The organism is Flavihumibacter sp. UBA7668 (assembly GCF_002483205.1).
Classification (GTDB): Bacteria; Bacteroidota; Bacteroidia; order Chitinophagales; family Chitinophagaceae; genus Flavihumibacter.
This window is the reverse complement of the sequence record NZ_DLHM01000007.1, coordinates 71,947-87,577: the sequence shown is the minus strand read 5'-3', so window position 1 is coordinate 87,577 and position 15,631 is coordinate 71,947. Positions and strand designations below refer to the sequence as shown.

Genomic DNA, 15,631 nt, shown 5'->3' with positions numbered 1-15,631 from the left:
AAGCTAAAAAAAACCTTCTCTGATACATTATTTTTAATGGGTTTACGTTTTTAAGGAAAGATCCAAGCCTTGAGAAAACTGTACTTTCTGTTGCTTTTGCATTTTACCTGTGCCCTTGTTATTGCCCAAACTTCCATAGACACCAGTAGTAAATTCATTGCCCAGAAGGAAAATGTAATAAGGGAAGGCACGATTATAAAGATTGAAAATCTCGGAGAAGGAATCAATTCTGATTTACCGGAGTTAAGACCCACCATTTCTGCGGATGGCAACCTGCTGTTTTTTATCTGCGAAAATCACCCTCGAAATACTAAATACAGGTCTGTTCCCAATTCTCAGGATATCTGGGTCGCTTTTCGTGATACACTGGGCAACTGGAGTGAAGCCAAACACCTGGCTTATCCGCTTAATACCACTCATTACAACGCCGTTTACTGGATTTCACCCGATAATAACCGGATCCTGATTCGTGGCGCTTTTGTTAAAGGAGGTTATGTTGGAAAAGGGATCAGTATGTGTTTTATGCAGGAAGATGGCCGCTGGAGCCAGCCAGAGGGACTTAATATTAAAAATTACTTCAAGTACGATAAGGGGAAATTATCCGGGGCATCCATGGCGCATGATGGACAGACCCTATTATTGTATATGTCAACTGAGGAAGGAAGTGCGCTGAATGATATTTTTGTCTGTTTTCTTAAACAGGATGGCAGTTGGTCGGAACCCAAAAACCTTGGAAAAAAAATCAATACCCCGGAAACTGATGAAATGACGCCCTATATGGCGGCCGATGGTGTTACACTGTATTTCAGCAGTAACCGCGCAGGTGGACTGGGGGATAATGATATCTGGAAAACCAAAAGGCTGGATGATAGCTGGACCAAATGGTCCGAACCGGAAAACCTGGGTGCGCCAATCAATACCTCCAATTGGGACGCATTTTTTACCATGGATGCCGGGGGTGAATTTGCGTATCTCACCACCAGTGAAGAGGGGTATGGAGCCAGTGATATTGTACGCGTTCGCCTGCTGGAAGAGAAAAAGCCGGATCCGGTTGTTATGGTAACCGGAAATGTATTTAATAAAAAAACAGGCGAACCCATAACCGCTTCTCTTTTATATGAAACCCTTCCTGATGGGGTACAGGTGGGGAATGCCCTTTCGAGCCCCTTTGATGGCGCGTTCAAAATCGTTCTGCCCTTCAATCGGAATTACAGCATACGGGCAACGGCCAATCATTTCTTCTCTATGTCGGAGAATCTGAACCTCGATTCCATGGTTCAGGCCGGATACACGGAAATTCATAAGGACCTCTACCTGGTACCAATCGAAATCGGACAAACGGTACGATTAAACAATGTATTCTTCGACTTTGATAAATGGGAATTAAGAAAAGAATCCTTTGTTGAACTGGATCGCGTGGTTAAGTTACTGGAAGAAAACCCATCTATAGAAATAGAACTGAGTGCCCATACCGATAGTAAAGGTTCAGATGACTACAACTATAAACTCAGTGATAATCGGGCAAGATCCGTAATGGAATACCTGATTACCAAAGGAATAGCAGCATCCCGCCTTCGTTCACAGGGATATGGTGAAACTAAGCCACTGTCATCAAATGATACGGATGATGGCAGGCAGCTCAATCGTCGTGTTGAATTTACGATCTTAAAGAATTGATGTAGCTTAGCAGTCGGTTAAGGCAATGAATTCATCACTAAAATTTAAATTATGCGATCAGCAATTCAGCCTTCCGTTCCTGCAATTTTTCGAATATTCAAGTTCGTTAGCTTAGCGCTACTATCGATTTTATCAACTCATTCAGCAATTTCCCAAACCCTTCCGGAAAACTATGAATTCAGTCTGGGAATCACCTATGAGATCAGCTCCGGAAAAAATGGCTCTTTAAAAAAAGGAGAACAGATGGGGATGTGGTTCTCGAAAGGAGATTATACTGGTATGGAAAGTCCAAAACAAAAGGGATTTTTTATGGTGATGGATCTCAAAGATCAGAAAATGATAACGTTCATGACCGATCAGAAAATGGCGATGATTATGGATCTGGCAAAAATGAAGCAGAAAATGCAGGGCCAGGTGAAGGAGGAAAATCCAAACAACGTAAAAGTTACCAAAACTGGCAAATCAGAAACTATTCTGGGATATAAATGTGAGCAGTTTCAGGTGGAGAGCGACGATAGTCAGTCGCTCGTGTGGATGACAACAGAACTGGGATCCGGAATGGGGAATTTTGCCAAAAGTCTGGCTGCCATGCTGGAAACCGGTTCCAAACCAATCCGCTTCCCTTCCATGAAAGGAATGGAAAACGGTGTTATGCTCAGAATGGAAAGTACGGATAAAAAATCAGGCAATCTATCCAGGTTTGAAGCCATCTCCGTTAGTAAGGATGGCAAAATAATGGCAACATCCGGTTATAAAGTGATGGCGATGCCAGGTATGTAATACTGTTCCATCAACACTTATCAAACAGCAACCTGAATTGGCAGCGGTAGGTGTATCATAATTTGATGAGCACCTTCCGCTGTTCTTGTAACCAGTAATTGCCCACCTTCTGCCTGTGCCATAGAAATTGATTTTTTCAGCAATAACAATTGATAAGGATCTACCGTATAATTGCTGTTCGGCTGATAATTAACATTGATTTCGATATCAGATCCCAGTATAATTGATAAGTTTAGTTTTCGTACCCGATAGGTTTTGGTAAGTGGCAATACCGTTTGTAATAAACGATAAATGAAGAGTCCCGATTCCGAAGGCAGCTCTTCTTCACTTTCCATCAGATAGGAGACTTCTACATTACTGTTCAGCGACCATTGCTTTATGTATTCGTTGATTAATAAAGTGGGGCTTGCCTGGTAATTATCTACCGGTTTGATATAGTTGCAAAGCAACCTGATTTCATTGATGATATGTTCTATATTGTCCTTGCTTTTGGCAAGGAAACTTGCTGCCAGATCTTTTTCTGTTTCTGCAAACTCTATGTACAATTTTGTTGCGGCCAGTGTTTGTGCAAAATTCTCATGTAACTGGTTGGCAATAAAATTCCGTTCCGATTCTTCCTCTTTGATAGAAAGGCGATGTAAGGCCTTTTCCGCTTCAATCAATTTATTGGTATAGTTGATAAGGGACTTGTTTTTTCTTTTCAGTTCCAGCAGACGACTTATCTGGTTGGCAATGGTTTGTAATGATTCCAGCTGGAATTTTGATAATTGCCGGTTATTGGCAGAATCCAGTACACATACCGCGCCAAGTTTCTGCCCTGAAATACTACTGATAGGAGCCCCGGCATAAAAGCTGATATTTGGATCGCCGGTAACATATGGATTGTTTTGAAAACGAATATCGGTGCCGGCATCTGATACCATCAATACCTCATCCTGTTGAATAGTATGGTGACAAAAAGCTTCGTCCCTTCTTGTTTCCCTGACACCCATATTTTTGATCGCTTTGAACCATTGCCTGTCTTTGTCTATAAAGCTGATAGCTGCCATAGGGCAATTCGTTATGTTGGCTGCAAGTTCAACCAGCTGAGAAAAATCTTCTTCTTCTTCTGTATCCAATATTCCGAATGAATACAGATCAGCCAATCTCATTTCTTCCCGAAAATCGGGCAACTCGTTTATCATAGGGAATTTCATTTTATATGCCTTACAACGGATTATGCAATATTAACGGAACCCTGCTTCTAATAGTTTACCAGGCGCTGTCGAAATATTTCTAATGTCGTCCAACAGCCTGATTTTATGGATGTTTGACGCAGTTAAGGTCAAATGAGTAATTTAGGGAACACCCAAAATTCAGCAGAAATGACAAAAACTCAATTGGAGCAGCTTTTTTCAACTGAATCAGCCCAACTGGAAAAACTAAATTCAATGGTGAGACAATCGGTGGAAGAGGAAAAACTGCTCACAGATAAGTTAAAGGAGTTAGAAGAACAACATCCCGGGTTTCAGGCTCGGATTGCAGATAAAGTGGCTTCCTTCGGTGGCAGCTGGAGATTTATCCTGAGTTTTGCTTTCCTGATGTTGCTGTGGATCGGGCTGAATATATTTTTATTATCCAGGCCCTTTGATCCCTATCCCTTTATTTTGCTTAATTTACTACTCTCTACCGTTGCTGCACTTCAGGCGCCTGTAATAATGATGAGCCAAAACCGAAAAGAAGAAAAAGACCGGCAAAGAGCCATTAGCGACTATATGATCAACCTGAAGTCGGAGATAGAAGTACGTAATCTTCATTGTAAACTCGATCTGTTAATGACTGAACAGATGCAAACGCTGTTTGAAATTCAGAAAACACAGATTGAAATGATGGAGGATATGCGTGGACTTTTGATGAAGATCAAAAAAGAGCCTGATTAGTATCAGTTCATTCAGACGGTGTTCTAACTAGTTTCGTCACGAAATTTACCCGGCTATGAATCCAGTGCTTACACCAGACCTTCAAAAGGTACTGGAGGCGGTTCATTATCGGCCTGCAGTATCGATTGTGTTGCCATTTAATCCAAAAATGACGGCAAAGGATGAATTATTGATTTCTCTGAAAACCACCTGTGATCAGGTTGAAAAATCGTTGCTCAAACAGTATCCGCCTGAATTGGCCCTGCTTTTGCTTCAGCGCCTGAAAGGAATGTTCCAGCAGTTAAACTACAGTACACACAAGCGGAGCATTGCGATTTTTATTTCCCCTGTTTTTGAGAAACTGCTTTACCTGGATATGGACGTTGTTTCAAAAGTTATTATTGATGATTCTTTCGAAATCCGCGATCTGATCAATTGTAAAAAAATATCCCGGCAATTCCTCGTCTTGCTGTTTCAGCCTCAACAAATGCATATTTTACTTGGGGAGCCTGGAAAACAAACCCGGATTCTTTCCACCCACATCGAATATTCGAATGAGGTTGCGTTAAAGCAGGCAGATCAGACCCTTGGACAAATGATACGAGCGTATAATTTACCGGCATTCATCCTTGGCGCATCTGTAAATCTGGAAGATTTTCGGAAGGTGACGATGAATACCCATACAATCATTGATTTAATTCCCTTTGCCGGAACAGAACGTGATTCACTTGAAATAGAAAAGGAATTAAAACCTTATTTTGACCAGTGGTCAAGCTGGCAACAGACAGCAATATTGCTTCGCCTTTCTGCCGCTGAACTCGCGCAACGGCTCACCATTGGTATGTCAGAAGTTTGGAAAGAAGCCATGCATCATAATGGCAAATTATTGGTAGTGGAACGTGATTTTTATTTTGATGGATTTCAGCTGCATAATCCCTATTCCTATATCAAAGATGCAGTGGATGATATAATTGAAAAAGTACTGGAAGTAGGGGGGGAAGTAGAATTTGTAGATCCGGGAAAACTAACTGACTTTGGGAAAATTGCCCTGGTCCGTTTTTATTAAACAGCAGATAAAAATTTAATTTTCATGCAACCAGCCTGGATTCGAAATTTCAATGAAATTAGTCTTGCGGATATCCCTTCTGTTGGAGGAAAAAATGCTTCCCTGGGTGAAATGATTTCCCTCCTGGCATCTAAGGGAATCACTGTCCCGGATGGATTTGCCACAACTGCTCTTGCATTTGAAAATTTTCTTAGCTTCAACAGACTGCATGCACCATTAAGTGAGCTGATCAGGCAATTGGATCACCACCTCTATACCAATCTTCGAACCATCGGTGCCGCAGCACGAAAACTCTTATTGAATGCAGCATTACCTCTTCATTTGCAAAAGGAAGTTTTACAGGCGTATGAACAACTTGGCAAAGGTGAGCCGGTTGCAGTAGCTGTACGGAGCAGTGCAACAGCAGAAGATTTACCGGAAGCAAGTTTTGCCGGACAGCATGAATCCTATTTAAATGTCCGGGGTGAAGAGGCCCTGCTGGAAGCAGTTAAGCGTTGTTTTGCGTCGCTATATACTGACAGAGCTATTAAATATCGGGAGGATCATGGATTTCAGCACGAAAAAGTAGCACTTTCAGTCGGAATTCAATTAATGGTTCGGTCTGATCTTGCTTGTTCCGGTGTACTCTTTACGCTGGAACCGGAATCAGGTTTTCGCAACCTGATTCATATTTCCGGCGTATGGGGACTGGGTGAAAATATTGTTCAGGGTACTGTTACACCGGATGAATTTCTGGTATTCAAACCTTTTCTGGGAAAAGTTAAGCAACCCATTATTCAGAAAAGACTTGGGGAAAAAGAACAGACGATGATATATGGCGATGATACTTCTCAAGCTATCCTCAACAAAGAAACAGCAGCTGACCTGCGTGCCAGGTTCGTTCTTTCAGATGCTGAAATTATTCAGCTGGCTCAATGGGGTAAACTAATTGAAGACCATTATGGAAAGCCAATGGATATAGAATGGGCAAAGGATGGCATATCGCAACAACTTTATATTCTTCAGGCCCGCCCTGAAACTGTACATTCCAGGTCGAATCCTCTTCTGTTGAAAGAATATCGGTTGCATGGGGAAGGTGCACGAATATTGGCGAGCGGTCAGGCAATTGGATCGTCTATCGCCATTGGTACTGCGCGTTTATTAAAAAGTACGGCAGAGGCTGATAAATTAAAAGCCGGTGAAATTATTGTTACAGATCTAACCAGTCCGGATTGGGATCCGATTTTAAAAAAATCAGCGGCAATCGTAACAAATAAGGGAGGCAGAACCAGTCATGCTTCCATTGTAGCAAGAGAACTTGGGGTGCCGGCAATCGTTGGTTGTGAAAATGCAACGGAAAAAATTAAAGATGGTGATATCATTACTGTATCCTGTTGTGAAGGAAAAATCGGGCGCATTTATGCAGGGTCATTATTATACGATTTGATAGAACACGATTTCAGCTCCATAAAAATGCCGGAAAAGACAAAAGTCATGCTGATTGCAGGGGATCCTGACAAAGCATTTCAATTGTCTTTTTATCCAAATGATGGTATTGGTCTTTTGCGGATGGAGTTTATGATTACCCATGCAATTAAGATCCATCCTATGGCATTGGTTCATTTTGATCAGCTAATAAATGATTCGCCTGATAGAGAAACGATCGCTCTCCTGACACAGAGTTATCCGGATAAGCGTGAGTACTTCATTGATAAGTTATCCCAGGGAATTGCAGCCATGGCAGCTGCATTTTATCCCAAGCCGGTAATTCTCCGGATGAGTGATTTCAAATCCAATGAATATGCAAACCTTCTCGGGGGCGCAGGATTTGAACCTAAGGAAGAGAATCCGATGATTGGTTTCAGGGGGGCATCCCGCTATTACCATGAGCGCTACCGGGAGGGTTTTCGGCTGGAATGTGCTGCTGTCCGTCGGGTGCGGGAAGAAATGGGGTTTACCAATTTAAAACTGATGATACCATTTTGTCGTACCGTGGAGGAAGGCGAAAAGGTAATGGAACAAATGAGCAATTACGGGCTTGTGCGGGGGGTGAACGGGTTGGAGGTTTATGTGATGGCAGAAATACCATCAAATGTATTAATGGCGGAATCATTTGCTCAGGTTTTTGACGGATTTTCCATTGGTTCAAATGACCTGACCCAGCTAACGCTGGGGGTAGATCGTGATTCTGCACTGGTAAGTCCCTTGTTTAATGAACAGAATCCCGCTGCCAGACTGATGATTGAAATGGCCATCCGGAATGCACATGCAGCAGGCCGGCCAATCGGTATATGCGGACAGGCACCCAGCGATGACCCTTCCTTTGCACGATTTCTTTTGGAAGCCGGAATAGATAGTATTTCTTATACACCGGATGCGCTACTTAAAGGGATCGAGAATCTGAGAAGTCTCACCCAATAAAACGTTAATAACCAACAATCTTTATTTTTTCCCTGAAATAGTTGGAAATGGATTGTCTTTGTCCACTTATTAAATCAATACATTTGCATCCTTCAATGAATTAGCGGAATGGATTGGAAACAGTTTGAGAAAGTGTCAAAGGCGTTGGGCGATTTGAATCGCCTCCGAATCCTCGAAGCCATTTCGAAGAAAAAGGGTGTATTGGAATGCGCCGCCATTGTTCAACACCTGGACCTGGCACAACCTTCTGTTAGTCACCATATTAAAACTCTGGTGGAAGCTGGTTTGATCGAACCTGAAAAATCCGGTCGCAACTACACGTACATCCTGAATACTGAGCTTTTTGAAAAATACTCCAAAAAGCTAAAAACGATTGCCGGTTAGGCAGGCCATAGTAGACGCGTAATAAAATAAATGATGAGAACAAAGCTAATCTTGCCCGCACTCCTGTTGGGGTGCTTACAAGGCATTGCACAGACTGTTCCCGACAGTTTGCCAAAAGAACTGGATCTGGAACAGGCGATCGCATTTTCCTTAAAGCACCAGCCCCTTGTACAACAATCAGAAATTGACCAGAAAATCACTGCGGCAAATGTTCGCAGCCGACTGGCTGATTGGTATCCCCAGGTAAATTTCAATTACAATCTTCAGCACAACTTTGTTGTACAAACCAATATAATTGGTGGCAACCCGGTTAAGTTAGGTGTTGATAATGTTTCAGCTCTTCAGTTTACCTTATCACAAACCCTCTTCAATCGTGATGTGTTGCTGGCCCGCAGAACAAAGCAGGACGTACTGCAGCAATCCCTGCAATACACTGAGCAGCAGAAAATTGATGTGGTGGTGGCGGTATCGAAAGCGTATTATGATGTGATTGCAACTACCCAGCAGGTGAGAGTGGCGGAAGAGAATATCAACCGAATTGAACGCAGCCTGAAGGATGCGAAATTTCAATATGATGCAGGGGTGGCAGATAAAACCGATTATAAGCGCGCAACAATAGCGCTGAATAATGCAAAGGCATCCAAAATTGCGAATGAAGAAATTCTGAAAGCGAAACAGGAGTTCCTTAAATCGCTGATGGGTTATCCGGCAGAGGCCCCGGTTCAATTACGCTATGATAGTTTGGCAATGGAAAATTCCATCGGCCTGCCTGGTTCTGAAGCACCTGATTTAAATAACCGGATTGAATTTCAGTTATTATCCACCCAGTTGAAACTGCAGGAGGCCAATTTAAAATATAATAAATGGGCTTATCTCCCCAATGTGTCATTGAATGGAGCATATAATTTGAATTACCTGAACAATGAATTTTCCAAACTCTATAATGTGAATTATCCTGCTTCTTTTGCAGCCATTACACTTGGTTTTCCCATATTTCAGGGAGGAAAGAGAAAGGCGAATATTGATGCAGCCAGTTGGGAGCTGGAAAGAACAAAACTGGATCTGCTGAGTTTGAAAAACTCAGTGAATGCGGCCTATTCTCAGGCGATGGCTACCTATAAAAGTACCTATATCAATTACCAGGCACTGAAAGAAAACCTGGAACTTGCAAGTGAAGTATACGACGTTATTCAATTACAATACCGGAATGGAATTAAAACCTATCTGGAAGTAATCAATGCGGAAACGGATCTGCGTACGGCCACTATCAATTATTATACAGCGCTCTATAATGTATTGGCAAGCAAGGTAGATGTGCAAAAAGAACTTGGACAAATCAACTATTAATTTACTGGTATGAGAAACAGACTATATACAGCAATTATCGGATCAATTGTATTGGCAGCATGCGGACAGCAAGCACAGCAGGCAGGACCAATGGTACCATCCGCAGTTAAAGTTACACTGGAAGCGGTGCAGGAAGGAAGTCCGGTTTATTATGAAGAATTTCCCGCAACCTTAACTGCCCTGGATCAGGTGGAATTAAGGCCACAGGTAAGCGGTTTTGTAACCGGGATACATTTTAAAGACGGCCAAAAAGTAAGAAAAGGGCAGCTGTTGTATAGTATCGATGCCCAATTATATAACGCGAATTATCAGCAAGCCGTTGCCAATCTGAATGTACAGGAAGCAAATCTATCCCGTGCTCAGAAAGATGCGGATCGTTATCATGAATTACAAAAGAATGATGCGGTAGCCCGTCAGTTGGTAGATAATGCAGATGCTGCACTGGAAGTTGCGCAAAAGCAGGTGGAAGCAGCCAAAGCAGCTATTGCTGCAGCACAAACCAGTGTGCGTTATACCCGTGTTATCGCACCCTTTGATGGTGTGATCGGAATTTCTCTGGTTAAACCAGGTGCCCCTGTAACAGCTGGACAAACATTGATGAATACCGTTTCATCAGTGGGAGATGTGGCAGTTGATTTTAATCTGGATCAGTCGCAGATTTATCATTTTACTTCATTGCTGAATAAACCTGCAAAGGATTCCATTTTTGTACTCTCTTTTGGAGAAGATCATTATCCGGTTCCGGGAAGATTGGTTTTGCTGGATCGTGCAGTAGATGCACAAACAGGAACAATTAAAGCAAGGGTTGTTTTCCCAAATAAAGAAGAACGTCTCCGCACGGGAATGAATGGTACACTTCGGGTGAAAAACCAAACAAATGGTTCATCTCTTTTAATTCCATATAAAGCGGTTACCGAGCAACTTGGTGAGTTTTTTGTTTACCGGAAAACCGATAGCAGTACAGTATCGCAGCAGAAAGTCGTACTTGGTACACAGATTGGTACCAATATCATTGTCAAGACTGGATTGCAGGTTGGAGATTCCATTGTAACACAGGGGGTTCAGAACCTTCGGGAGGGAGCAAAAATTGAATCTGTTCCTGCCCCAACCTCAGCTCCTGTAAAACAATAATTCAGATTCATCAGAACCAGATAAAGAAGCAGCATGATAGCAGATATATTTATAAAAAGACCCGTCACCGCCATTGTTATTTCGGTGGTGATTGTTCTGGTGGGGGTGATCTCGCTGATCAACTTACCGGTTGCGCAATATCCCGATATTACTCCGCCAACCGTTTCAATCAGTGGAAATTTTATTGGAGCGGATGCGCAGACAGTGGAACAAACCACTACTACCGCTATTGAAACCCAGGTGAATGGTACACCGGGCATGACCTACATGACCAGTAACAGTACAGCCAGCGGGCAAAGCAGTATAACGGTCAATTTCGAAGTGGGTACCGATATTGATATTGCAACACTGGATGTACAGAACCGGGTAAGTGTGGCAGAACCCAGTTTGCCGGATGCAGTAAAACGATTAGGCTTAACTGTTAGAAAACGAAATCCGAGTGTGATGATGGTACTTGGTTTCTATTCTCCGAATGGAACCCATGATGCTACATTCATAGGAAACTATGTTAACCTTTATATTAAAGATGCGATTACGCGGGTGAAAGGAGTTGGGGATGTATTTACCAGGGCGGATGATTTTGCCATGCGGGTCTGGTTAAATCCGGAGAAGCTGGCTGCGCTTAATATGACTCCTGCAGAAGTAAACCAGGCTTTGCAGGAACAAAACCTGCAGGTGGCGGCCGGTACGGTAGGAGGAAATCCACAGCCTGGAATTCAAGCATTTGAATACACCATTCTTACCAATAGCCGTTTAACTACAAAGGATCAGTTTGAGAATATAATTGTTCGTACCCGCCCGGCGGACGGTTCCGTAGTTTACCTCAAAGATGTTGCGCGGGTTGAACTGGGAAAATTTGATTACGGCATCAATGCGATGGTGGAAGGCGGAAAGCCTGCTGCCTTCCTGCTGATTTATCAGGCTCCGGGAGCAAACGCATTGGATACCTATGAGGGGATCAATAAAGCACTGGATAATTTAAGAGGTACTTTTCCAAAGGATGTTGATTATGTGGTACCATTGGAAACAGTTACGGTAGTGGAGGCCTCTATAAACGAAGTATTGCATACACTGGTGGAAGCATTGATTTTGGTAGTATTGGTGGTATTTCTTTTCCTTCAGAGCTGGAGAGCAACCTTTATTCCGTTGCTGGCTATCCCGGTATCATTGATCGGAACATTTATTTTCTTTGGTCCGCTTGGCTTTACCATTAATACACTAACACTTTTCGCATTTGTATTGGCTATAGGTATTGTGGTGGATGATGCGATTGTGGTGGTTGAAGCGGTACAGCATAATATTGATCATGAAAAGATGTCGCCAAAAGAGGCCACTCAGAAAGCGATGAAGGAAATATCCGGGCCGGTTATTGCGATTGCATTGATTTTGGCTGCGGTATTTATTCCGGTTGGATTTATTCCGGGTATCGTTGGAAGATTATATCAGCAGTTTGCAATCACCATTGCAGTATCTGTATTGATTTCGGCTTTTGTGGCATTATCGCTTACTCCCGCTCTGTGTACTTTGATGTTGCGTCCAACTAAGGATGCGGATGCAAAGAAAAATCTACTGGAGAAATTCTTTTTCAGTTTTAATAACTGGTTCAATAAGGTAACGCGTGGTTATGCGAAATCTGTAGGGCACTGGATTCGCCGGACTCCCTGGGTACTGGGTATGATGGTGGCACTTTTTGTAGGCCTGTTTTTGTTATTCAAAAATAAACCAACCGGATTTATTCCGACAGAAGATGAAGGTCGTGTATTGGTAACCTATGAAATGCCGGAAGCAACTTCAACAACCCGAAGTGTGGAAATGGCAAATGAACTCATTAAACGCGTTTCATCGATCCCTGAATCCAGGGTAGTGGGTGGATTAGCCGGATTGAATATTATCAGCTTCTCCAATAAATCAAATGCAGGTACCATTTTCGTAAACCTGAAGCCCTGGGATTCCAGAAAAGATAAAGGACAGCATGCAACCGACGTGATGAATAAAATCAGAGCGGTTACAGCTGATATTAAAGAAGCAAGGATTCTGGTTATAGCACCGCCTGCAATACCCGGATTGGGTTCCACCTCCGGTTTCTCCTTTGAGTTACAACAATCCGGTGGTGCAGATGATGTGAAGAAGTTTGAACAGGTGGTGAATGAATTTGTCGGTAAACTGAATCAACGTCCAGAAATTGCCATGGCATATACTTTCTTCAATGCAAGAACACCGTCCTATAAAGTGGATGTGGATCGTGAACAGGCTAAAAAAATGGGTGTTCAGGTATCGGATGTTTACAGCACTCTTTCCAACTTCCTTGGAAGTAGTTATATCAATGATTTCAATATTTATGGAAGAAATTTCAGGGTGGTGAGTCAGGCGGATAGTAATTACAGAAGCTCTCTGGCTGGCGTGGAGAAGTTTTATGTGCGCAACAGTCAGGGCAATATGATTCCACTTGGATCATTAGTAAAGACATCTGTAATTGAAACTCCTGCTGTGATAAATCACTTTAATATATTCCGTTCTGCACAGATTAACGGAGCGGCAAAACCAGGTTTTAGTAGCGGGCAGGCAATTGAAGCATTACAGGAAGTTGCTGCCACACTACCTGCGGGTTACACCTATGAATTCTCTGGTTTAACCCGGGAAGAGGTAGCAGCAGGAAGTCAGCAGGCTGTTATCTTTATGATTTCTCTGGTCTTTGTATTTCTATTTCTGGCTGCACTGTATGAAAGCTGGTCGGTTCCCTTCTCCGTATTGTTTGCGGTTCCAATCGGAGCATTTGGATCCATTCTTACATTGACCCTGTTGCCGCAGCTTAATAATAATATCTATGCACAGATCGGTTTGATCACACTGATCGGGCTGGCCGCTAAAAATGCGATTTTGATTGTTGAGTTTGCAAAAGAAAGAGTAGATAAGGGAATTGATGTGGTATATGCAACCTTACAGGCAGTGCAACTTCGTTTACGCCCGATCGTTATGACTTCCCTTGCATTTATTCTTGGGGTGCTTCCACTTGCATTTGCATCAGGTGCAGCTGCGGAATCAAGAAGAACCATCGGATGGACCGTATTTGGAGGAATGATCGCAGCTACTACCCTCGCAATCTTTGTTGTACCGGTTCTGTATGTACTTATTACCAAATTGGCATATGGTAAAAAACTGAAAGAGATCAAAGCGCAGAAAGACCTGGAGAGTCAGATTGACCAGCATATTGCGGAAGGGAGGGTGTGAGGAAGAAGTGAAAGGTGAAAGGTGAAAGGTGAAAGGGGCGGCAGAAATGCGGCCCCTTTTTATATGACATATATCAGTACTAGAACTGATTCAAATCAAACCGCTTTGTAACAAAGGATACAAAAGCAATTAAGGAAGATGGTCAACTTTGAATGATAAAATTGACCACCATGAAAATAGAGCAAATTTATACGGGGTGTCTGGCAGAAGCAGCCTATTATATTGAGAGTGAGGGAGAAGCCATGATAATTGATCCCTTGCGGGAAACTAAACCTTATATAGACCGGGCTGCACAGGATAATGCAAAAATTAAATATATTCTGGAAACACATTTTCATGCCGACTTTGTAAGTGGGCATCTGGATCTTTCTGCTAAAACAGGTGCCACTATTGTGTTTGGTCCAACTGCTGCGCCCGGATATCATGCGCATGTTGCAACGGATGGCGAAATCCTGGTACTTGGAAAATTGAAGATCAAGGTATTACATACGCCAGGTCATACGATGGAATCCACCACTTATTTGCTGATTGATGAAAATGGAAAAGAGTCGGCCATCTTTACCGGAGATACCCTTTTTATTGGGGATGTTGGCCGTCCTGATCTGGTGCAAAAAGTTAAGAAAGAAATCACGCCGGAGTTTTTAGCCGGACAATTATTCGATTCTTTGCGGAATAAAATTATGCCACTCTCCGATGATATCATTGTATTTCCTGGACATGGTGCTGGCAGTGCCTGTGGTAAAAACATGAGTAAAGAAACCACGGATACCTTGGGAAATCAAAAAAAATACAACTATGCCCTTCGTGCCGATATGACAAGGGATGAATTCATTAAAGAAGTTACTGAGGGGCTCGTTGCGCCGCCTCAATACTTTCCACATAATGTGATCATGAATGTTACAGGAGGTTTGAACAGCATAGACCAGATCATACGGAAGGGAACCACAGCCCTCGATCCCGGCCAGTTTCAATTGGTTTGGGAAGCGGAAGAAGCAATTGTTATTGATACAAGAAACAAGAATCAATTTCCAAAGGAATTTCTGCCTGGAGCCATCTTTATTGGACTGGATGATAATTTCGCGCCTTGGGTTGGAACACTTGTAACCGAATTAAAACAGCCGATCCTCTTGATTACGGAGGAAGGAAAAGAAGAAGAAGCAGTGATCCGGCTCGCAAGAGTAGGATACGATAATACGCTGGGATATCTGAAAGGTGGAATTGCCGCCTGGAAAGCAGCGGGACTACCAACTGATCAGATTGAAGAAATTGATGCGGATTCCTTTGTCAGGATGTACGAAAAATACAAGGAACTCCAGGTGCTGGATGTGCGTCGTGAATCTGAATACACTAGTCAGCATATTGAAGGAACAATGAGTTTCCCATTGGATTTTATTAATTCCAATATGAGTATGCTGGATAAAAACAATACCTATTATATACATTGTGCAGGCGGTTATCGCTCCATGATTACTGCCTCCATTCTGAAAGCGAGAGGTTTCCATAAATTAATTAATATTCAGGGAGGATTTGCTGCCCTTTCCAAAACAGCCCTCCCTAAATCTACCTATGAGGCTCCGAAAACTATGTTGTAGTGTTTACTGGCAGTTGGTTATAAGCCGCAGGTTCCCCCGGTCGGTCAGGAGCAGGCGGCTTTTTTTATTAGGCGAATAGCGGTTTGATCGATTTGAAGTGACTATTATTGATTTATGGATAAATCCTT

At 42.7% G+C, this 15,631-nt stretch carries 11 protein-coding genes; 10 read left to right on the top strand and 1 reads right to left on the bottom strand.

The genetic code is table 11. The features are described from left to right. The first annotated feature begins 69 nt into the window (after positions 1–69). Positions 70–1,677, top strand: a complete 1,608-nt coding sequence (locus B2746_RS18135) for an OmpA family protein (RefSeq protein WP_290796983.1) — start codon at positions 70–72, stop codon at positions 1,675–1,677. Between the two features lie 51 nt (positions 1,678–1,728). Next, positions 1,729–2,457 (top strand): DUF4412 domain-containing protein, encoded by a 729-nt coding sequence (locus tag B2746_RS18130; RefSeq protein ID WP_290796979.1) that lies wholly within the window; start codon positions 1,729–1,731, stop codon positions 2,455–2,457. Positions 2,458–2,477: 20 nt separating this feature from the next. Here B2746_RS18130 and B2746_RS18125 read toward each other — a convergent pair whose 3' ends face one another. Beyond that, complete coding sequence (locus tag B2746_RS18125) at positions 2,478–3,641, bottom strand: GAF domain-containing protein (protein WP_290796977.1); 1,164 nt, start codon at positions 3,639–3,641, stop codon at positions 2,478–2,480. A 180-nt stretch (positions 3,642–3,821) separates the two neighbouring features. On the opposite strand from B2746_RS18125, the gene B2746_RS18120 reads away from it, so the two are divergent. The 8 genes from B2746_RS18120 (at position 3,822) to B2746_RS18085 (ending at position 15,503) form a co-directional block, all read left to right on the top strand. After that, positions 3,822–4,376, top strand: coding sequence for a DUF1003 domain-containing protein (locus tag B2746_RS18120; protein WP_290796965.1), 555 nt, complete (start codon positions 3,822–3,824; stop codon positions 4,374–4,376). A 55-nt stretch (positions 4,377–4,431) separates the two neighbouring features. Continuing rightward, positions 4,432–5,421, top strand: a complete 990-nt coding sequence (locus B2746_RS18115) for a hypothetical protein (protein ID WP_290796962.1) — start codon at positions 4,432–4,434, stop codon at positions 5,419–5,421. 24 nt (positions 5,422–5,445) lie between these two features. Next, positions 5,446–7,821: a phosphoenolpyruvate synthase gene (gene ppsA / locus B2746_RS18110; protein ID WP_290796960.1), complete on the top strand. Its 2,376-nt coding sequence runs from the start codon at positions 5,446–5,448 to the stop codon at positions 7,819–7,821. Positions 7,822–7,929: 108 nt separating this feature from the next. Then, positions 7,930–8,205 (top strand): ArsR/SmtB family transcription factor, encoded by a 276-nt coding sequence (locus B2746_RS18105; RefSeq protein ID WP_290709698.1) that lies wholly within the window; start codon positions 7,930–7,932, stop codon positions 8,203–8,205. A gap of 33 nt (positions 8,206–8,238) precedes the next feature. Continuing rightward, positions 8,239–9,552 carry a TolC family protein gene (locus B2746_RS18100; protein ID WP_290796956.1) on the top strand — a complete coding sequence of 438 codons (1,314 nt, stop codon included), beginning with the start codon at positions 8,239–8,241 and terminating at the stop codon, positions 9,550–9,552. 9 nt (positions 9,553–9,561) lie between these two features. After that, a complete protein-coding gene (locus tag B2746_RS18095; RefSeq protein ID WP_290796953.1) occupies positions 9,562–10,683 on the top strand; it encodes an efflux RND transporter periplasmic adaptor subunit in 1,122 nt (373 codons plus the stop codon). Positions 10,684–10,716: 33 nt separating this feature from the next. Continuing rightward, positions 10,717–13,911 (top strand): efflux RND transporter permease subunit, encoded by a 3,195-nt coding sequence (locus B2746_RS18090; protein ID WP_290796950.1) that lies wholly within the window; start codon positions 10,717–10,719, stop codon positions 13,909–13,911. 170 nt (positions 13,912–14,081) lie between these two features. After that, positions 14,082–15,503, top strand: a complete 1,422-nt coding sequence (locus B2746_RS18085) for an MBL fold metallo-hydrolase (RefSeq protein ID WP_290796947.1) — start codon at positions 14,082–14,084, stop codon at positions 15,501–15,503. Positions 15,504–15,631 lie beyond the last annotated feature (128 nt).